The sequence below is a fragment of the Pantoea sp. A4 genome (assembly GCF_000295955.2).
GTDB lineage: Bacteria > Pseudomonadota > Gammaproteobacteria > Enterobacterales > Enterobacteriaceae > Pantoea > Pantoea multigeneris.
The window spans coordinates 15,641-36,099 of the sequence record NZ_ALXE01000046.1; the positions used below are offsets into that span (position 1 = coordinate 15,641).

Sequence of the window (20,459 nt, forward strand, 5' to 3'; positions counted from 1 at the left end):
TTTTGCACCGTCTTGACCACCTCCACAACTCCGATCTAATAATAATTCATTAACATGTTAACGATGTGGCGTAGATGCCCTCACAGCTACAAGGAATCGCAATGAAAAGGTCCGTATTTGCTGTTGCGCTCAATCATGGCTCGCAAACAGCAGCCTGGGATGAACGCTTTCATGAAGCTCCCTATAAAACGCCGCCGAAAACCCCGGTCTGGTTCATTAAACCGCGCAATACCCTGCGGGCTAACGGTGATGCCGTACAACTGCCGCCGCAGTTAACCACCTACAGCGGCGGAACTCTTGCGGTGGTGATTAGCCAAACGGCACGTAAAGTTGCCGTGGGCGATGCCGCGAAGTTTATCGCCGGGTATGCGCTGGCCAATGATGTCAGCCTGGCGGAAGAGAGCTTCTATCGCCCTGCCATTCAGGCGAAATGCCGTGATGGCTTCTGCCCGATTGGCGAAGTGGCAACGCTGGAGGACGTCAGTAATGTTCAAATCCTCACCACCGTCAATGGCGTCGAGCGCCAGCGCTGGTCTACCGCCGAGTTGCACCGTAATGCGGCCGAATTAATTGCCGCGCTGAGCGATTTCGCCACCTTGCAAGCCGGGGACGTGATTTTGCTGGGCACCCCACAGGTTCGCGTTGAGTTAGCGCCGGGTGATGAAGTGGTGATTAGCGCAGCCGGGCTGCCTTCGCTGCACACTAGCTTTACCGCTGATACCGTGATTGCCAGCCAGCCGAACGGTCAGCCAACACTGTTTGCTCTGGGCCTGAACTACGCCGATCACGCCAGTGAACTGGACTTCAAAGCGCCAGAAGAGCCGCTGGTATTCATCAAGGCAGCCAACACCATAACGGGCGATCACAGCGTTAGCGTGCGCCCGGACAATCTCGAATATATGCACTACGAAGCCGAACTGGTGGTGGTGATCGGCAAAACCGCGCGCAACGTCAGCCGCGCCGAAGCATTGCAGTATGTACAGGGCTACACCGTCTGCAACGACTACGCGGTACGTGACTACCTGGAAAACTACTACCGCCCTAACCTGCGCGTAAAAAGTCGCGACACTCTGACGCCACTGTTACCCAAAATTACGCCGCGTGACGCCATCCCGGACGTACAGAACCTGCAACTCAAAACCTTTGTTAATGGCCAACTGACCCAGTCCGGCACCACCCATGACATGGTCTTCGACGTTGCCTACCTGATTGAGTATCTGAGCAGCTTCATGACGCTACAGCCAGGCGACATGATTGCCACCGGCACGCCAAAAGGGCTGGCGGATGTGAAACCCGGCGACGAAGTGGTGGTGGAAGTTGAAGGCGTAGGCCGTTTAACCAACCGGATTGTCAGTGAGAAAGCGTTTGAGGAGAGCCTGAAATGAAAAAGATTAACCACTGGATTGACGGCAAAAGCGTCGCCAGCAACGACTACTTCACTACCGTCAATCCTGCCAATGGCGAAGTGTTAGCCGAAGTGGCGTCGGGCGGGGAAAAAGAGATTCATCAGGCCGTCGAAGCTGCCAAAAATGCGTTCCCGAAATGGGCCAACACCCCAATGAAAGAGCGCGCGCGTCTGATGAACCGCCTCGGTGAGTTGATCGATAAAAACGTGCCAGAAATCGCGGCGATGGAAACCGCTGATACCGGTCTGCCGATCCATCAGACCAAAAACGTGCTGATCCCGCGCGCCTCGCACAACTTTGAGTTCTTCGCAGAAATCTGCCAGCAGATGAACGGTCGTACCTATCCGGTTGACGACAAGATGATGAACTACACGCTGATCCAGCCGGTGGGCGTCTGTGCGCTGGTCTCGCCGTGGAACGTGCCGTTTATGACCGCCACGTGGAAAACCGCGCCCTGCCTGGCGCTGGGTAACACCGCCGTCTTAAAAATGTCAGAACTTTCACCGCTGACCGCTGACCGTCTGGGTGAACTGGCGCTTGAGGCCGGTATTCCGGCGGGCGTACTCAACGTGGTGCAAGGTTATGGCAACACAGCGGGAGATGCGTTGGTGCGCCACCATGACGTGCGCGCGATCTCCTTTACCGGTGGCACCGCAACCGGCCGGAAAATCATGCAGACCGCAGGTCTGAAAAAGTACTCGATGGAGCTGGGCGGTAAATCCCCAGTGCTGATTTTTGAAGATGCAGACATCGATCGCGCCCTGGATGCGGCGCTGTTTACCATCTTCTCCATCAACGGTGAACGTTGCACCGCAGGCTCTCGCATCTTTATTCAGCAGAGTATCTACCCGGAATTTGTCCGTCGTTTCGCTGAGCGTGCCAATCGCCTGCGCGTCGGCGACCCAACCAATCCTGAAACCCAGGTTGGCGCGTTGATCAGCCCGCAGCACTGGGAAAAAGTCTCCGGTTATATCCGTCTCGGTATCGAAGAAGGTGCCACCCTGTTAGCGGGCGGCCCGGACAAGCCAGAAGGCCTGAGCCAGGGTAACTATCTGCGCCCTACGGTGTTTGCTGATGTGGACAACCGTATGCGCATCGCACAGGAAGAGATCTTTGGTCCGGTTGCCTGCCTGCTGCCCTTCAAAGATGAAGCAGAAGGCCTGCGTCTGGCCAATGACGTTGAATATGGCCTCGCCTCTTATCTCTGGACTCAGGATGTCAGCAAAGTCCTGCGTATCTCGCGCAGCATTGAGGCGGGCATGGTCTTCGTCAACACCCAGAACGTCCGTGACTTGCGCCAGCCATTTGGCGGCGTAAAAGCTTCGGGAACCGGACGTGAAGGCGGCGAATACAGCTTCGAAGTGTTTGCTGAGATGAAGAACGTCTGCATCTCCTTCGGCGACCACCCGATCCCGAAATGGGGCATCTAATCCCGGTTCAGCCTCTCCACGCGCTGGAGGGGCTCATTGTTACCCTACAGAGAGTTTTACGATGACAACAAAATTAACTACCGGCCTACCCGCGCCTGATGTACTGCGCTGCGCCTATATGGAAATTCAGGTCACGAACCTGAAGGCATCGCGCGAATTTTACGTGGATATTCTCGGTCTGCACGTGACCGCAGAAGATGACAAGACGCTGTATCTGCGTTCACTGGAAGAGTTTATCCATCACAATATCGTGCTACGTGAAGGCCCGGTGGCTGCCGTTGCCGCTTTCGCTTTCCGCGTTCGCAGCCCGGAAGATGTTGATCGCGCTGAGGCTTACTACAAGGCGCTGGGATGCAAAACCGAACGTCGTGTGAACGGTTTCGTGAAAGGTATTGGTGACTCCGTGCGTGTTGAAGACCCGCTCGGCTTCCCTTACGAATTCTTCTATGACGTACAGCACGTAGAACGCCTGGCGTGGCGCTATGAACTGTATACCCCAGGCGCACTGGTCCGTCTCGACCACTTTAACCAGATCACGCCAGATGTACCGCGTGCACTGGAATACATCGAGGGGCTGGGTTTCCGCGTCACCGAAGATATCCGTGATGATAAAGGCACCGTGTATGCCGCATGGGTGCGCCGTAAATCAACGGTACATGATACCGCGATGACCGGCGGTGCAGGCCCCCGTATGCACCATATTGCTTTTGCTACCCATGAGAAACACAACATTCTGGCGATCTGCGACAAGCTCGGGGCACTACGTAAATCAGACATGATTGAGCGTGGCCCAGGCCGTCACGGCGTCTCTAACGCCTTCTATCTCTATATTCGCGATCCAGACGGGCACCGCATTGAGATCTATACCCAGGATTACTACACCGGCGATCCAGACAACCCGGTAGTGAGCTGGGATGTGCATGACAATCAGCGTCGTGACTGGTGGGGAACGCCCGTGGTCCCAAGCTGGTACACCGACGGCTCACTGGTGCTGGACCTCGATGGTAAGCCGCAACCGGTGCGTGAACGTGAACACACCAGCGAAATGGCCGTGACCATCGGTGCCGATGGCTTCTCCTATACCCGCAAAGGGGATGAAGAAGCCGGTTATAAGCTCGGTAACACGCTCTAATCCCCAGGCTGCGGTCCTGTCCACCGCAGCCCCTTTCTTTCAGGAGTTCGCTATGCCCCACTTTATTGCCGAGTGTACTGAAAACATTCGCCAGCAGGCCGATCTTCCTGGCCTGTTTGCTGAGGTTAACCGCCACCTTGCCGACAGCGGAATTTTTCCACTGGGTGGCATCCGCAGTCGCGCCCACTGGATCGATACCTGGCAGATGGCGGATGGCAAACACGATTACGCCTTTGTGCATATGACACTCAAGATCGGTCATGGCCGTCAGTTGGATGAGCTACAGCCCGTGATTGCCGCGCTGTTTGAAAAGATAAAACAACACTTTGCGGCGCTGAGCGCAGAACGCTATCTGGCACTTTCGCTGGTGCTGGAAGAGCTGCATCCGGTGCTGAACTTCAAGCATAACAACGTCCATGCGCTGTTTCGCTAACCTGTAAGGAATCTCCCGTGTTAGATAACGCCACCATCAAAGCGCTGGCCCACGAACTGCACCAGGCGGAGCAGAAACGTGAGCAGACGCGCCAGCTTTCTCTGCGTCACACCGACATGACGCTCGACGATGCGTATGCCATTCAGCGTCAATGGGTTGCCACTAAAATTGCCGAAGGCCGGGTACTGAAAGGCCACAAGATCGGTTTGACGTCCAAGGCCATGCAAGCCAGTTCACAAATCAGCGAACCGGATTACGGTGCCTTGCTGGATGACATGTTCTTTGACGACGGAAGCGATATTCCCATTGATCGTTTCATTGTTCCGCGCGTTGAGGTCGAACTGGCTTTCGTCTTAGCCAAACCGCTGCGCGGCCCCAACTGCACGATGTTTGATGTCTACAACGCCACGGATTACATCATCCCGGCGCTGGAGATCATTGATGCACGCTGCCACGGTATCGATCCGGAAAGCCAACGCCCGCGTAAAGTATTCGACACCATCTCAGACAACGCCGCCAATGCCGGAGTAGTGATGGGCGGCCGTCCGATCAAACCGGATGCACTCGACCTGCGCTGGATTTCAGCGCTGATGTATCGCAATGGCGTCATTGAAGAGTCAGGCGTAGCCGCTGCCGTGCTGAACCATCCGGCCAACGGTGTGGCCTGGCTGGCCAATAAACTGGCCCCGCATGACGTGGAGCTGGAGGCGGGGCAGATCATCTTAGGGGGTTCATTTACCCGTCCGGTTGCCGCGCGCAGAGGTGACACCTTCCACGTAGATTACGGCGTGATGGGTGCCATCAGCTGCCGCTTCGTTTGAGGAAAAGCGATGATAATCAATACGTTTAAGCAAGCATTGGCGGCGAAGCAACCGCAAATTGGCCTGTGGCTTGGCCTTGCCAGTAGCTACAGTGCTGAAGTGGTGGCCGGTGCCGGATTTCACTGGTTGTTGATTGATGGCGAACATGCGCCCAACGACGTGCGTTCCGTGCTCGGTCAACTTCAGGCGATAGCCCCCTACACCAGTCAGCCGGTCGTGCGACCGCCGTGGAACGATGCGGTGATCATCAAACAGCTGCTGGATACCGGCGCACAAACGCTGCTGATCCCGATGATCCAGAACGCGGAAGACGCGCGTAATGCGGTAAAGGCCTGTCATTATCCGCCGCGCGGCATCCGTGGCGTAGGCAGCGCCCTCGCCCGCGCCTCGCGCTGGAACAGGGTGCCAAACTATCTGCAACGGGCCGATGATGAGATGTGTGTGCTGGTGCAGATCGAAACCCGTGAAGGCGTTGCTAATCTCGATGAAATCCTCGCCGTAGAGGGTGTCGATGGGGTGTTCATCGGCCCGGCGGACCTCAGTGCCGACATGGGCTACATGGGCAATCCGGCACATCCTGAAGTTCAGGCCACCATTGACCGGTGTATTGAAAAGATTCTGGCAGCCAACAAAGCACCGGGCATCCTGATGGCGAATGAAGCGCTGGCTCAGCGCTATCTGCAACGGGGGGCGCTGTTTGTTGCGGTCGGCGTCGATACCACGCTATTAGCACGCAGTGCTGAAGCGTTGGCAGCCCGTTTTACCTCTTCCCTTTCACAGTCAACCGACGGTCAGCAGTCAGTCTACTAAGCTACCGGGAGAAAACCATGACGACTTCAACGCAACAATCCTTTGATGCTAACGTTTCTGCCACTGAACAACGTGTTGTGAAAAAGCTCTTTCGGCGTCTGATTGTGTTTTTATTCGTCCTGTTTGTTTTCTCCTTTCTTGACCGCATCAATATCGGCTTTGCCGGGCTGACCATGGGTAAAGACCTCGGTCTGACGTCCACTATGTTCGGTCTGGCGGCCACGTTGTTCTATGTCACCTACGTGATCTGCGGTATTCCCAGTAACATCATGCTGGGCATTGTTGGCGCACGCCGTTGGATTGCCAGCATCATGGTGCTGTGGGGCATCGCGTCCACCTGCACGCTGTTTGCCACCGATGCCCATACGCTCTATCTGTTGCGCATGCTGGTAGGGATTGCCGAGGCAGGCTTTCTGCCGGGCATTCTGGTTTATCTTACCTGGTGGTTCCCGGCGTATTATCGCGCCAGGGCTAATGCGCTGTTTATGATTGCAATGCCGGTCACCATGATGATTGGCTCGCTGCTCTCTGGTTATATTCTCGCGCTGGATGGCCTGTGGGATCTTAAAGGCTGGCAGTGGCTGTTCCTGCTGGAAGGCTTGCCCTCAGTCCTGCTGGGCATTGTGACCTGGTTTTTTCTGGATGATAAACCCACCCAGGCGCGTTGGTTAGACGGTGATGAGAAACGGGCGCTGATCGCCATGTTGGATCGTGAACGGGAAATTGCTAAGCCTAATTTTGCCACCCGTAAACCGCTGTGGCGTGAAGTCCTGACCCCTACGGTGCTGCTCTACACGCTGGCTTACTTTTGCCTGACCAATACCTTGAGTGCGATCAATATCTGGACGCCGCAGATCCTGAAAAGCTTCAACGAAGGCAGCAGTAATATCGTGATCGGCGTGCTGGCCGCAATCCCTCAGCTCTGCACCATCCTCTGCATGATTTGGTGGAGCCGCCGCTCAGACCGTTTGCAGGAGCGCAAGCGCCATACCATTTTGCCCTACCTGATGGCGGCAGTCGGCTGGCTGCTGGCCTCGGCAAGTGCCCATCCGCTGCTACAACTGTTGGGTATTGTGATTGCCTCCTCTGCTGCCTTTACCGCAATGGCGATCTTCTGGACCACCCCGGACCAGGCAATCAGCTTTACCGCACGGGCGTTAGCACTGGCGGTGATCAATGCCATGGGGAATGTCGGTTCTGCTGTTAGCCCCCTGCTGATTGGCATCCTGCGTGACACGACAGGCAGTTTCAATGCGGGGTTGTGGTTTGTCGCTGGGCTGCTGGTGCTTGGGGCGCTGGTGTTAACCAAAATACCGATGAACGTGCGCAAACCTTCCCCCGTCTCCTCTGCGCAACAGCCGGGCTCCATTCCCCAGGAGACGCAATGAGCAGCTTTGAAAATATTGATATTGGCAAGGTATATCAACCCGACCACGCCAGCGAGGAGGTGCATTACGAAACTTTTGCCCGCCTCGCCAGCTTCTTTGGCCGTGATATGCATCCCCATTGGCACGATCGCTCTTTTCAGCTGCACGTTCTGGTCACCGGGAAGATCACTTTGCAACTGGATGAACATTTTTATGATTTGAAGGCGCCGCTGTTTGTCCTCACGCCGCCTTCAGTGCCTCACGCGTTTATCACCGAATCAGACAGTGATGGTCACGTGCTGACCGTGCGCCAGGAGCTGATTTGGCCGCTGGTGGAGAAGCTGTGGCCGGGTAAAGCCGATGCGATCAACCGCTCTGGCATTTGCCTGTCGCTGGAGTCAGCCCCGGCGACACTGGAGGCACTGCACCACTACTGGCCGCTGATTGCGGCGGAGTTTCAGCAAAATTCCCCGGGCCGGGAGCTGCTGCTGAACGCACTGGCCCAGGCGGTGTTTACCCTGGTACTGCGTGAAACGCCCCCCGAGGAGATTGCCGTCTGCGGTATTCGCGGGGAGATGCGCCAGTTCCAGCGCTTTAACCGCATGATAGATGATTGCTTCCGCCAGCATCTCACGGTGCCGGACTACGCGCGCGAGCTGGGGCTAAGCGAATCCCGGCTCACTGAAATGTGCCGCCGGTTCGCTAATCAATCGCCCAAAAAGTTGATCTTTGAACGCGTGCTGCGTGAAGCCAAGCGCCAGCTGCGTTACAGCAGCGAAAGCGTCAACCAGATCTCCTACGCGCTGGGGTATAAAGATCCGGCCTATTTCGCACGTTTTTTCCATCGAATGGCGGGCTGTTCCCCGACGCAGTTTCGCCAGCAGTAGTTTCTTTCCCGCCATAAAGCGATGAGGTTTCCCCCTCGTCGCTTTTTTCATTTGACGTCGATCTCACTTTCTCCCGCGCTGGTGAAAAGTACCGGCTTTCCCCTGAAACGTCTCTTCCGACAGCGTCGATCCAGCGCTTAAATCGGTTAACAGGAAAAACACATTCATATAACAACCCGGCGTTTGTACCCGAAGCGTCACCCTTTTGTGAGGTAATATCATGAAACCTGAAGATCATCGCGCTGCGACTAACCGCCCCTTCACCGGCAAAGAGTTTCTTAACAGCCTGCAAGATGGCCGTGAAATTTATATTTATGGTGAACGGGTTAAAGATGTCACCACGCATCCGGCGTTTCGCAATGCGGCCGGTTCGATCTCCACGCTGTACGATGCGTTGCACGCCCCTGCAAGCCACGACAAACTGTGCTGGCAAACCGATACCGGCAACGGCGGCTATACCCACCGCACCTTCCGCTTCGCCCGTTCAGCGGATGAGATTCGCCTGCAACGTGACGCTATCGCCGACTGGTCCCGCCTGACTTACGGCTGGATGGGGCGTACGCCAGACTACAAAGCGGCGTTTGGTTGCTCGCTCGGCGCTAACCCGGAGTTCTACGGTGAATACGCAGACAACGCGCGCCACTGGTATAAGCGCATTCAGGAAGCGGGCCTGTACTTTAACCACGCGATTGTTAACCCACCGATCGATCGCCATAAACCTGCTGATGAAGTGAAAGATGTGTACATCAAGGTCGAGAAAGAGACCGATGCAGGCATTATCGTCAGCGGCGCGAAAGTGGTTGCCACCAACTCAGCGCTGACCCACTACAACTTTATCGGCTTTGGCTCCGCGCAGGTCATGGGCGATAACCCCGATTTCGCCCTGATGTTTGTTGCGCCAATGGATGCCGATGGCGTGAAGCTGATCTCCCGCGCCTCTTATGAGCTGGTCGCCGGTGCCACCGGTAGCCCGTTTGACTACCCGCTCTCCAGCCGTTTTGATGAAAATGACGCGATCCTGGTGATGGACAAGGTCTTGATCCCGTGGGAGAACGTGCTGATTTACCGTGACTTTGATCGCTGTCGCCGCTGGAGCGTCGAAGCCGGTTTCGCCCGCCTCTACCCGATGCAGGCCTGTGTTCGCCTGGCGGTGAAACTCGATTTTGTCACCGCGCTGCTGCAAAAAAGCCTCGAATGCTCAGGCGTGATGGAGTTCCGTGGCGTGCAGGCATCGCTGGGTGAAGTGGTCGCCTGGCGTAATCTCTTCTGGTCACTGAGCGACGCCATGGCCGCCGAGGCGCAGCCGTGGAAAAACGGCGCGTGGCTGCCGGATATGCAGGCGATGCAAACCTATCGCGTGATGGCGCCGATGGCCTACGCGAAGATTAAAAATATCATCGAAAGCAACGTCACCAGCAGCCTGATCTACTTACCTTCCAGCGTACGCGATCTGCAAAACCCTGAGATTGATCAGTACCTGGCACAATATGTGCGCGGTTCCAACGGCATGGATCATGAGCAGCGTATCAAGATCCTCAAACTGATGTGGGATGCAATGGGCAGCGAGTTTGGTGGCCGCCATGAGTTGTACGAAATCAACTACGCCGGAAGCCAGGATGAGGTGCGCCTGCAATGTCTGCGTCATGCCCAGGGTTCCGGCAACATGAAGAATATGATGGAGATGGTGGATCGCTGCCTGGCGGACTACGACCGTGACGGCTGGACGGTGCCACATCTGCACAACAACAGCGATATCAATCAGCTTGATCGTTTACTGAAGTAAGAGAGGTAGATATGTCTACGCAAGAACAGCATCGTCTGAATTTCCGTGACGCAATGGCAAGCCTGCCTGCTTCGGTGAACATCGTCACGACCCAAGGCCGCGCAGGACGGTGTGGGATTACCGCGACCGCCGTCTGCTCGGTGACCGATACTCCTCCAACGCTACTGGTATGTATTAACAACCGTAGCGCCATGGTGCCGGTCTTTGAGGAGAATGGCAGAATGTGCGTTAACGTGCTGAATCACCAACAGGAAGAGATGGCCCGCCACTTTGCGGGCATGACCGAACTGACGATGGAGCAGCGTTTTACCCTGGATGGCTGGCGTGAAGGCACGCTGCAACAGCCGATTCTGCAACAGGCGCTGGCGAGCCTGGAAGGGGAAATCCAGCAGATTCAGACCATCGGCACTCACCGCGTCTATCTGCTGGAAGTGAAGCAGATTACGCTGGCCAGTGAAGGCCAGGGACTGATCTACTTCAAACGTGAGTTTCACGCTACGCCACACAGCGTACCGGCTTGATACCTGACACAAACCCGGCTCAGCCGGGTTTTTTTATGGCGTCAGATCGCCACCAATTGCCTGACGCCGTCGGCCTCCATGTTTTTGCCGCTGCCGCGCTGAATAATTTCACCGCGAGACATCACCAGATAGTGATCGGCCAGTTCAGCGGCAAAATCATAAAACTGCTCCACCAGCAGAATCGCCATGTCTCCCCGCTGCGCGAGGTGACGAATCACCGCCCCAATCTCTTTGATCACCGAAGGCTGAATGCCCTCTGTGGGTTCATCAAGAATCAGCAATTGTGGCTGGCAGGCCAGCGCACGGCCAATCGCCAGTTGCTGCTGTTGCCCGCCGGAGAGATCGCCACCGCGCCGCAGTTTCATCTCCTGTAGCACCGGAAACAGTTGGTAGATCTCCTCGGGGACGTGTTTCGCTGCACGGCCGGTAAAGCGCGCTCGCCCCAGTAACAGGTTCTCTTCCACCGTCAGCCGGGGGAAGATTTCTCTTCCCTGTGGCACATAAGCCATGCCCGCCTGCACCCGTTGATGGGATTTGCGCTGGTTAATCACCTTCTCCTGCCAGCGGATCTCGCCGGATTTAGCCGGAATCAATCCCATCAGGCATTTCAGCAAGGTGGTTTTTCCTACCCCATTACGCCCCAGCAAGCAGGTAATTTCTCCCGGTCGGGTTTCAAATGAGAGGCCGCGCAAAATGTGGCTACCGCCATAATATTGATTCAGTTCAGAAACCTGTAACATGTCAGCGCCCCAAATAAACGTCGATAACCCGATCGTTCGCCTGTACTTCGCGTAACGATCCTTCCGCCAACACCTGCCCCTGGTGCAGTACCGTCACGTGATCGGCAATGGTTTCGACAAAGCCCATATCGTGTTCCACCACCATCAGTGAATGCTGGCCCGCCAGGCTGCGAAACAGCTCTGCGGTGTACTCGGTTTCTGCGTCGGTCATGCCTGCCGCCGGTTCATCGAGCAGCAGCAGATGCGGGTCCTGCACCAGTAACATGCCAATTTCCAGAAATTGCTTTTGCCCGTGGGAGAGCAAACCGGCCATACGCTGCCGTTCGCCGCCCAGCCGCAGCAGTTTCAACACCTCATCAATGCGATCGTGCTGTTCGCCGTTGAGCCTGGCGCGCAAACTGGCCCATACCGACTTATCGGTTTTCAAGGCAATTTCCAGATTCTCGAATACCGTTAGCGCCTCAAATACCGTGGGTTTCTGAAACTTACGGCCAATGCCTGCCCGCGCGATCTCCACCGATGACAGGCGAGTGAGATCCGTGTCCTGGTCATAGATAACCAGGCCGTTGTCTGGTCGGGTCTTCCCGGTGATCACATCCATCAGTGTGGTTTTGCCCGCCCCGTTGGGACCAATCACGCAACGCAACTCGCCGACACCGATCTTGAGTGACAAATCGGTCAGCGCGCGAAAACCATCAAACGACACATTCACCTTCTCCAGCTGCAGCACCGGATCACGCTGATCGCGGTAGCGGTCGGCTGGATGGGGTTGTGTAAATAGCGGTTCAGTCATTACGCCTCCGGCGCAGCAGGCCAATTACACCACGCGGTAAGAACAGCGTGACGAGGATAAACATCAGTCCGAGAAAGAACAGCCAATACTCCGGGAAAGCCACGGTAAACCAACTCTTGGCCCCATTCACAATCGCAGCCCCCAGCAACGGGCCAATCAAAGTACCGCGACCGCCCAGCGCCACCCAAATCGCAGCTTCAATGGAGTTAGTCGGCGACATTTCTCCCGGATTAATTATGCCTACCTGCGGGACATACAGCGCCCCCGCCAGACCACACAGCATGGCGGATAGCGTCCAGACAAACAGCTTGAACCCCTTGGGATCGTAGCCAATAAACATTAAACGGTTTTCTGCATCCCGCACCGCCGTCAACACACGACCAAACTTGCTGCGCGCCAGGGCAAACCCAACGCCGAGGCTTGCTAACAACAGCAACACGGTACAGACGAACAGGCCAATACGGGTGGTGGTGGCGGTGATTTCAAACCCCAGCAGGGTGGTGAAACCCGTGAAGCCATTGTTACCACCAAACCCCGTTTCATTACGGAAGAACAGCAGCATTCCGGCATACGTCAGCGCCTGGGTCATGATGGAAAAATAGACCCCTTTGATTTTCGAACGAAACGCAAAGAAGCCGAATAGCAGCGCTAAACCGCCGGGCACCAGGACAATCAGGCACAGCGCCCACGCGAAATGCTCGGTTCCCACCCAGAACCAGGGTAATTTGTCCCACGATAAAAAAGACATAAACGCCGGGAGCTGGTCCCCTGCCGCCTGGCGCATCAGGTACATGCCCATTGCATAGCCACCCAAGGCAAAAAACAGGCCGTGGCCCAGCGAAAGCAGACCGGCATAGCCCCACACCAGATCCAGCGCCACGGCCACAATGGCATAGCAGAGGATCTTGCCGACCAACGTCAACGTATAGGTAGAGATCGCCAACGGATGGCTGGCCGGTAAAAGTGCCAGAAACGGCATCACCAGCAACATCAGGGTGATGATGATCCCGCAGCACCAGCTCAGTCGTGGCGCTTTACGGGCGAGTGTTAATGTCAGTGGCTGGCTCATCAGTCGATTACCCTCCCTTTAAAGGCAAATAATCCCTGCGGACGTTTTTGAATAAACAGGACGATCAACACCAGGATCAGGATTTTGCCCAGCACCGCGCCAATCTGTGGCTCCAGCACTTTATTCAGAATGCCCAGACCAAAGGCGGCAACCACCGTACCCGCCAGTTGCCCCACACCGCCCAGTACCACTACCAGGAAGGAGTCGATGATATAACCCTGCCCCAATTCCGGCCCGACGTTGCCCAGTTGCGACAGCGCAACGCCACCAAGGCCGGCGATCCCGGAACCCAGGCCAAATGCCAGCATATCGATGCGCCCGGTCGGCACGCCACAACAGCCCGCCATGGTTCGGTTCTGAGTAACAGCACGTACGCTAAGGCCAAGTCGGGTTTTGTTCAGCAGCAGCCAGGTCAGTGCCAGAACCACAAACACGAAACCAATCACCGCGATGCGGTTATAAGGCAGAACCAGATTTGGCAACACCTGCCAGCCGCCAGAGAGCCAGCCAGGATTAGAGACTTCGAGGTTCTGTGCACCGAACATCACGCGGACTAACTGAATCAGCATCAGGCTGATGCCCCAGGTCGCCAGCAGCGTCTCTAACGGGCGACCATACAGATGGCGGATAATCAGGCGCTCCAGCAGCATGCCCATCGTAGCGGTGACCAGGAATGCCACCGGCAGGGCCAGAAGCGGATACCAGGCCAGCCACTGGGGGGCAAATTGCTGAAACAGGCTTTGCACCATCCACGTTGCATAGGCCCCCAGCATCAGCATCTCGCCATGAGCCATATTGATCACGCCAAGCAGACCATAGGTAATCGCAAGGCCAAGTGCAGCAAGCAGCAAAATGGAGCCGAGGGAGAGACCGGTAAACGCCTGCCCTAGCCAGTCGCCCCACATCAGGCGATGTTTGATCTGTTGAAGACTGTGGCTAGCCGCCGCGCGAACCTGGGCGTCAGGCTCATTGCTGGCCTGGGTTAAACGATTGAGACTGGCCTGCATATTAGGGTCGCTCGACGCCCCCAACAGGGTGACGGCGTTAAGGCGTACGGCAGCATCCGGGCTGGCCAGTTGCAGATTGGCCGCTGCCATCGCCAGCACCCGATGAACCTCGAGATCTTTTTCTGTCGCCAGGCGCTGTTGAATAAGCGGGAGTTGATCGGCAGCGCCATCGTTTTGCAGCTGTTGGGCGGCGCGGAGGCGAACGGCTGGGTCTTGGCTTACCAACTGATGCGCCGCGAGCGCGCTGGCAATGAGTTGGCGCAGCCGGTTATTCATAAACAGTTTTTTCGTTTCGCCCGTGGGTTGCTGAGCACTGTCCAACGGGAGCAGTTTGTCAGCCTGTTTATCGAACGGCTGTTTGTTTTGGTCGATGACGACGCTTTCGTTGCGCAGTGCCTGTAACAGTGGCACGCGGCTGGCCTGTGGAGACGCGGCCCATTGTTGCAGCAGCGTCGCCTGTTGATTCCGGCTGGCGGCGGCAAAGTCAGCGCCATCGCCCGCCCGGGCGAGCCACGGCAGGAGCAGCAGCAGACAGCAAAGATAACGGCGGATTGTCATGGTGATGATCCTGTTTGTCGTTGGTGCGGCTTGACGCCCTCACACTGTGGGTGAGGGCATCAGCACGCACTTTGCCTATTACTGGGTCGATTTCACCGGATAATCCGGCTTCTTATCATTGCCTGCGATATACGGACTCCACGGCTGCGCGCGGACCGGTTTATCGGTCTGCCACACCACGTTGAACTGGCCGTTATCCTCGACTTCGCCAATCATCACCGGCTTATGCAGATGGTGGTTGGTTTTATCCATGGTCAGAGTGAAACCGTCTGGCGCTTTGAACGTCTGGCCAGCCATCGCCGCCCGCACCTTATCCACATCCGTGGTCCCCGCCTTCTCGACAGCCTGGGCCCACATGTGAATGCCGACATAGGTCGCTTCCATCGGGTCATTGGTCACCACGGTGTCTGCATTCGGCAGGTTGTGTGCTTTAGCGTAGGCGCGATAATCCGCAACAAATTTGGCGTTGGTGGGGTTATCCACGGACTCAAAGTAGTTCCACGCCGCTAACTGGCCGACCAGCGGTTTGGTATCAATGCCACGCAGCTCCTCTTCACCGACCGAGAAGGCAATCACCGGAATATCCGTGGCTTTGATGCCCTGGTTAGCCAGTTCTTTGTAGAACGGCACATTGGAATCGCCGTTGATGGTGGAGATCACCGCCGTTTTACCGCCAGCAGAGAATTTCTTGATATTAGAAACAATGGTTTGATAATCGCTGTAGCCAAACGGGGTATAGACTTCTTCGATGTCTTTATCCTGCACCCCTTTGCTATGCAGGAACGCACGCAGGATCTTATTGGTGGTGCGCGGATAGACGTAATCAGTACCCAGCAGGAAGAAGCGTTTGGCCGCCCCGCCGTCTTCACTCATCAGGTATTGCACCGCCGGAATGGCCTGCTGATTAGGCGCAGCACCGGTATAGAAGATGTTCGGTGACATTTCTTCCCCTTCATACTGCACCGGGTAGAACAACAGGCCGTTCAGCTCTTCAAACACCGGTAACACCGACTTGCGTGAAACAGAAGTCCAGCAACCAAACACCGCAGCGACTTTGTCTTGCGTCAGCAGTTGGCGTGCTTTCTCGGCAAACAGCGGCCAGTTTGACGCCGGGTCGACCACCACCGGTTCCAGCTTCTTGCCCAACACACCGCCTTGCGCATTGATCTCATCAATGGTCATCAACGCCATGTCTTTTAACGGTGTCTCTGAAATCGCCATGGTGCCGGACAGTGAAGAGAGGATGCCAACCTTGATGGTGTCAGCGGCCTGGGCACCAAAGGTAAACCCCAGACTTGCCACGGTAGCGGTGAGCGCAAAAGCTTTTAGCAACGAACGTCTTTTCATTGTTAAACCCCTAAAAATGTTGATGTTTTTATTCGATGGGTTGAAGCCTGGCCTGCTGTAACATATGCAATGTGATCTTTCTGACCTCTGCCTTACTGACCGCGATATGGTCAGTTAAAATGCGTTGCGCCTCCTCGGTGTGTTGCTGAAAAATCGCCCGTAAAATCTGGGCATGTTCACGGTATGTCGCATCGACCCGGTCATCTCGCGTGAAATCGAGACGGCGGATAATGCGGATTTTTTCGGTCAACTCGGCGTGGATGCGCGCCATCTCCTGATTGCCAGCGGCGGCGACCAGGGCCATATGAAACGCTTCGTCTTGCAGCGACACCGCTTTGCCGTCTTCCAACCGGGCCGCATCCATCCAGAAGCTTTTCAACGCGCTGAGGGTCTCAGCGCAGGATAGCGGCGGCAGCGCACACAGGCGGCGCACCGCTTCACGCTCCAGAACGGTACGGAAGTCGTACAGCTCTTCGAAGTACTCGAAGTCGAACGGCTTCACCTGCCAGCCACTGCGGAACCACACTTCGACATAGCCCTCGCGTTCCAGCCAGAACAGCGCCTGACGCACCGGGGTGCGGCTCACCTCCAGCCGCTCAGCGATTTCGTTTTCGCTGAAGCGGTCACCGGGCATGAGGCGAAACTCAAAAATGTCCTGTTTCAGTGCCTGATACACCTTCTCCGCCAGCGCTTCCGGGCGGCCTTTACTGCGTGGGCTTTGGTTCATGGGATTTCCTTATTCCAGCCACAACAGAGTGTCGCCCGGACTCACCGGACGCCCGGACTGGCAGGCAATGCGTTTCACCGTGCCACCCTGCGGCGCGACAATGGCCAGTTCCATCTTCATGGCTTCAACGATGATCAGCGTCTGACCGGCTTCCACCGCGTCACCCGGCTGCACCAGCACTTTCCAGATATTGCCGTTCATATCCGCGCACACTGCCCGCGCATCGTCATCGGCTTCCGGTGCAACCAGCGTCTCTTCACGGGTTAGCGGCGCGTTCTGCTCTTCCTGCGCCCACAGCATCACTTCCTGTTCGAAAGCGGCGGACTGACGCTGACGGAAGTCGGCAATCGAGTCGGCGTTTTCCGTCAGGAACTGCTGGTGGGCAGCGAAATCAAACAGCGTCTCTTCGATGCACACCGTGGCGCGCCCCTCGCGGAAGTCATCTCGCAGTTGGGTAAGCTCATCTTCCGTCACCGGATAGAAACGCACCTGATCGAAGAAGTGCAGCAGCCAGGGTTCATCCGCCGCGAACTGATCGTTTTTAAGGAATTTGTTCCAGATCGGCAGCGTGCGGCCCACCAGTTGATAACCGCCGGGAGAGTCCATGCCGTAGATGCACATATACATCCCGCCGATACCCACCGTGCCTTCCGCAGTAAAGGTGCGGGCGGGGTTATATTTGGAGCTGAGCAGACGATGACGGGGATCAACAGGCACCGCACAAGGCGCGCCCAGATAGACATCACCCAGTCCGAGGATCAGATAGCTGGCATCGAAAATCGTGTCACGGACCGCTTCACGGCTCTCCAGTCCGTTGATGCGCTGAATAAAGTCGACGTTGTTGGGCAACCAGGGCGCGGTAGTCCGCACGGTTTCCTGGTAGCGCTCGACGGCACCCAGCGTAGCGCTGTCTTCAAATGCCATCGGCATCCAGACCACGCGCGACGGAACTTTCAACTGGCTGACATCGCCGAGCCCGGCTTCCAGTTCCAGCAGCAGATTCATCAGCTGTTTTTGACTGAGGATCAGGCTGTCATAGCGTACTTGCAACGAACGTACACCGGGCGATAGCTCTTCAACACCCGGCACCGCGCGCTCACTTAGCGCTTGCATTAACAGGTGTACCCGCAGGCGCAGCGCCAGATCCAGTACGTTATCGCCATACTCAATCAGCACGTATTTATCCCCGGCCTGGCGATAGACGGCTACAGGCGTGGTGTCTGTCGCGGGCAGTGCAGCCAGCAAGGTTGCAGAGCCGAACGCCGTGGTCGCTAATGACGGCACAGCAAACGACCTGGCGTGATGGCTGCGCAGCGTGGCGACCGACTCAGCCTGCGCTTTTTCAAGGGCCACCGCTTCTTCCGCACTGACTGGATAGAAACGAATGCGGTCGCCGGGTTTTACCTGGCCGACTTTCCACAGTTCTGCTTTAGCAATAGTCACAGGACAGACGAAGCCGCCAAGGCTTGGGCCGTCATGGGTGAGGATCACCGGGAAATCACCGGTGAAGTTCACTGCCCCAATCGCATATTCGCAGTCATGAACGTTGGAAGGATGCAGCCCGGCTTCACCCCCGTTGGCGCGCGTCCAGGTCGGTTTTGGCCCCACTAAGCGCACGCCAAGGCGGTTAGAGTTGTAGTGCACCTGCCAGTCGCTGGCAAAGAACTCATCAATCGCGGCTTGCGTAAAGAAATCTGGCGCGCCATGGGGTCCATACAGCACACCAATACGCCATTCAGTGCCGTAATATGGCACCAGCGCGTGATCGAGGGCTTGCGGTTCACTGATCGGCGCGGGCGTGGTGCAGGCGGCCAGCAGCGGCTGAGAGATCGGCAGCATATCCGCGATACGCAGGGTGCGACCGGCATGGCCGCCAAACTGCCCCAGTGAGAAGGTCGAACGGCTGCCAAGATATTCCGGCACATCGAAACCGTTACGAACCGCCAGATAGGTGCGGCAACCGCTGTGAGCACGGCCAAGGGTCAAGGTTTGCCCTGCTTTAACGCCGACCGGCTGCCAGTAATCCAGACTCTCGCCATCCAGTTCTGCCGGGCAATCAGCCCCGGCAAGGGCAATCACCGCATCGCTGTGAAAACGCAGCGTTGGCCCCTGTAGGGTAAACTCCAGCCCGGCGGCGCTGTCGTGGTTGCCGACAATGCGGTTAGCGAGGCGGAAGGCATAATCATCCATCGGGCCAGAGGGCGGCACGCCGATATCCCAGTAGCCAAGGCGGCCAGGGAAATCCTGAATGCTGCTGAAGGTGCCCGGTTGCAGTACTTCAATCACACTGGCAGTTGGCGTAAAGCTGTCGAGGAAACGCGTCCACACTTTGCCGCTGTGGAACGCTTCCGTGGCGACAATCTGGCGCAGATAGTCGAGATTGGTGGCAATGCCGTGCAGTTGCGTGGCATCCAACGCCTGCTGCATTTTCGCCAGCGCCGCTTCGCGCGTGTCGGCGTGAACGATCAGTTTGGCGATCATCGGATCGTAAAACGCCGAAACCTCCGTACCGGTATCGATCCAGCCATCCACCCGCACGTCTTCCGGGAAACTGACACCGGTCAGCACGCCTGGACTTGGCTGGAAGTTTTTCAGCGGATCTTCTGCGTAGATACGCACTTCAATCGACGCGCCTTTGGGTGCCTGTTGCAGACGCGCCCAGTCAATGGCATCACCTGCGGCAACCTTCAGCATGCACTCCACCAGATCGAGGCCGGTGACACACTCCGTCACCGGGTGTTCCACCTGTAAACGGGTGTTCACTTCGAGGAAGTAGAACGCGTCCTGTTCGGCGTCATAGATGTATTCCACGGTTCCGGCACTGCGATAGCTCACCAGCTCGCCCAGACGCACCGCCGAAGCCAGTAGTGCTTCACGCGTGGCCTGAGGAAGATTGGGCGCTGGCGTCTCTTCCACCACTTTCTGATTGCGGCGCTGGAGTGAACAGTCTCGCTCACCCAGGGCGATCACTTTGCCGCTGCCGTCACCAAAAATTTGTACTTCAACGTGGCGCGCACGGTCGATAAAGCGCTCCAGGAACACGCCTGCGTCACTGAAGAATTGTTCGCCGAGACGACGCACACTTTCCCACGCGTTTCGAAGCGCTTCAGGGTCGTCACAGCGGGTTAAACCAATACCGCCACCGCCCGCGGTGCTTTTCAGCATCACGGGATAACCGATGTTTTCAGCAGCGCTGAGCGCGTCTTCCAGTGAGTTCAGTAACGGTGTACCCGGCGTCATCGGCACGCCTGCGCTGGCGGCCAGTTCACGCGCGCGGTGTTTCAGACCAAACTCACCAATCTGCTGTGCGGTTGGACCTACAAATGCCATCCCTGCCTCTTCGCAGGCGGCGGCAAACGGCAGGCTCTCAGACAGGAAACCGTAGCCCGGCCAGATGGCTTCTGCGCCGCTCTCTTTAGCGGCGGCTAAAATTTTATCGATGCGCAAATAGCTGTCGCTGGCCTTATCCCCACCCAGCGCAATCGCCACATCCGCTTCTTTCACATGGCGTGCATTCCGGTCTGCATCGGAATAGACCGCGACGCTTTTCACACCAAGGCGTTTCAGGGTACGGATCGCGCGGCAGGCAATTTCGCCACGGTTAGCAATCAGAACGGTGCTGAACATG

At 56.7% G+C, this 20,459-nt stretch carries 17 protein-coding genes; 10 read left to right on the top strand and 7 right to left on the bottom strand.

Going from position 1 to position 20,459, the window contains the following annotated elements:
• The first annotated feature begins 101 nt into the window (after window positions 1-101).
• From B880_RS0119185 to hpaC, 10 genes are all read left to right on the top strand, one after another.
• Window positions 102-1,385 carry a fumarylacetoacetate hydrolase family protein gene (locus B880_RS0119185; RefSeq protein WP_017349078.1) on the top strand — a complete coding sequence of 428 codons (1,284 nt, stop codon included), beginning with the start codon at window positions 102-104 and terminating at the stop codon, window positions 1,383-1,385.
• Window positions 1,382-2,836 (top strand): 5-carboxymethyl-2-hydroxymuconate semialdehyde dehydrogenase, encoded by a 1,455-nt coding sequence (hpaE, locus tag B880_RS0119190; RefSeq protein WP_017349079.1) that lies wholly within the window; start codon window positions 1,382-1,384, stop codon window positions 2,834-2,836. The genes B880_RS0119185 and hpaE overlap by 4 nt, the downstream gene beginning before the upstream one ends.
• A gap of 61 nt (window positions 2,837-2,897) precedes the next feature.
• The gene (gene hpaD / locus B880_RS0119195) at window positions 2,898-3,968 is read left to right on the top strand and encodes a 3,4-dihydroxyphenylacetate 2,3-dioxygenase (RefSeq protein ID WP_017349080.1); all 1,071 of its coding nucleotides are present in this window, start codon (window positions 2,898-2,900) and stop codon (window positions 3,966-3,968) included.
• Window positions 3,969-4,020: 52 nt separating this feature from the next.
• On the top strand, window positions 4,021-4,401 hold the full coding sequence (locus B880_RS0119200; RefSeq protein ID WP_017349081.1) for a 5-carboxymethyl-2-hydroxymuconate Delta-isomerase: 381 nt from the start codon (window positions 4,021-4,023) through the stop codon (window positions 4,399-4,401).
• A 17-nt stretch (window positions 4,402-4,418) separates the two neighbouring features.
• Window positions 4,419-5,222 (top strand): 2-oxo-hept-4-ene-1,7-dioate hydratase, encoded by an 804-nt coding sequence (gene hpaH / locus B880_RS0119205; protein ID WP_017349082.1) that lies wholly within the window; start codon window positions 4,419-4,421, stop codon window positions 5,220-5,222.
• A 12-nt stretch (window positions 5,223-5,234) separates the two neighbouring features.
• Window positions 5,235-6,032: a 4-hydroxy-2-oxoheptanedioate aldolase gene (gene hpaI, locus B880_RS0119210; protein ID WP_026042778.1), complete on the top strand. Its 798-nt coding sequence runs from the start codon at window positions 5,235-5,237 to the stop codon at window positions 6,030-6,032.
• 17 nt (window positions 6,033-6,049) lie between these two features.
• Entirely contained in the window at window positions 6,050-7,420 is a 1,371-nt protein-coding gene (gene hpaX, locus B880_RS25260; protein ID WP_017349084.1) for a 4-hydroxyphenylacetate permease, read from the top strand.
• Window positions 7,417-8,286 carry a 4-hydroxyphenylacetate catabolism regulatory protein HpaA gene (hpaA, locus tag B880_RS0119220; RefSeq protein WP_017349085.1) on the top strand — a complete coding sequence of 290 codons (870 nt, stop codon included), beginning with the start codon at window positions 7,417-7,419 and terminating at the stop codon, window positions 8,284-8,286. The genes hpaX and hpaA overlap by 4 nt, the downstream gene beginning before the upstream one ends.
• A gap of 220 nt (window positions 8,287-8,506) precedes the next feature.
• On the top strand, window positions 8,507-10,069 hold the full coding sequence (hpaB, locus tag B880_RS0119225) for a 4-hydroxyphenylacetate 3-monooxygenase, oxygenase component (protein ID WP_017349086.1): 1,563 nt from the start codon (window positions 8,507-8,509) through the stop codon (window positions 10,067-10,069).
• 11 nt (window positions 10,070-10,080) lie between these two features.
• Window positions 10,081-10,590 carry a 4-hydroxyphenylacetate 3-monooxygenase, reductase component gene (hpaC, locus tag B880_RS0119230; RefSeq protein ID WP_017349087.1) on the top strand — a complete coding sequence of 170 codons (510 nt, stop codon included), beginning with the start codon at window positions 10,081-10,083 and terminating at the stop codon, window positions 10,588-10,590.
• A gap of 41 nt (window positions 10,591-10,631) precedes the next feature.
• Here hpaC and urtE read toward each other — a convergent pair whose 3' ends face one another.
• The 7 genes from urtE to uca form a co-directional block, all read right to left on the bottom strand.
• Window positions 10,632-11,330 carry an urea ABC transporter ATP-binding subunit UrtE gene (gene urtE, locus B880_RS0119235; RefSeq protein ID WP_017349088.1) on the bottom strand — a complete coding sequence of 233 codons (699 nt, stop codon included), beginning with the start codon at window positions 11,328-11,330 and terminating at the stop codon, window positions 10,632-10,634.
• 1 nt (window position 11,331) lies between these two features.
• Window positions 11,332-12,123, bottom strand: a complete 792-nt coding sequence (gene urtD, locus B880_RS0119240; protein ID WP_017349089.1) for an urea ABC transporter ATP-binding protein UrtD — start codon at window positions 12,121-12,123, stop codon at window positions 11,332-11,334.
• Window positions 12,116-13,192, bottom strand: a complete 1,077-nt coding sequence (gene urtC, locus B880_RS0119245; RefSeq protein ID WP_017349090.1) for an urea ABC transporter permease subunit UrtC — start codon at window positions 13,190-13,192, stop codon at window positions 12,116-12,118. The genes urtD and urtC overlap by 8 nt, the downstream gene beginning before the upstream one ends.
• Window positions 13,192-14,757, bottom strand: a complete 1,566-nt coding sequence (urtB, locus tag B880_RS0119250; protein WP_017349091.1) for an urea ABC transporter permease subunit UrtB — start codon at window positions 14,755-14,757, stop codon at window positions 13,192-13,194. Before urtB ends, urtC begins: the two co-directional genes overlap by 1 nt.
• A 78-nt stretch (window positions 14,758-14,835) precedes the next feature.
• Window positions 14,836-16,104, bottom strand: a complete 1,269-nt coding sequence (gene urtA / locus B880_RS0119255; protein WP_017349092.1) for an urea ABC transporter substrate-binding protein — start codon at window positions 16,102-16,104, stop codon at window positions 14,836-14,838.
• 28 nt (window positions 16,105-16,132) lie between these two features.
• Window positions 16,133-16,831, bottom strand: coding sequence for a GntR family transcriptional regulator (locus B880_RS0119260; RefSeq protein ID WP_017349093.1), 699 nt, complete (start codon window positions 16,829-16,831; stop codon window positions 16,133-16,135).
• A 9-nt stretch (window positions 16,832-16,840) separates the two neighbouring features.
• The gene (uca, locus tag B880_RS0119265) at window positions 16,841-20,458 is read right to left on the bottom strand and encodes an urea carboxylase (RefSeq protein WP_017349094.1); all 3,618 of its coding nucleotides are present in this window, start codon (window positions 20,456-20,458) and stop codon (window positions 16,841-16,843) included.
• Window position 20,459: the final 1 nt, after the last annotated feature.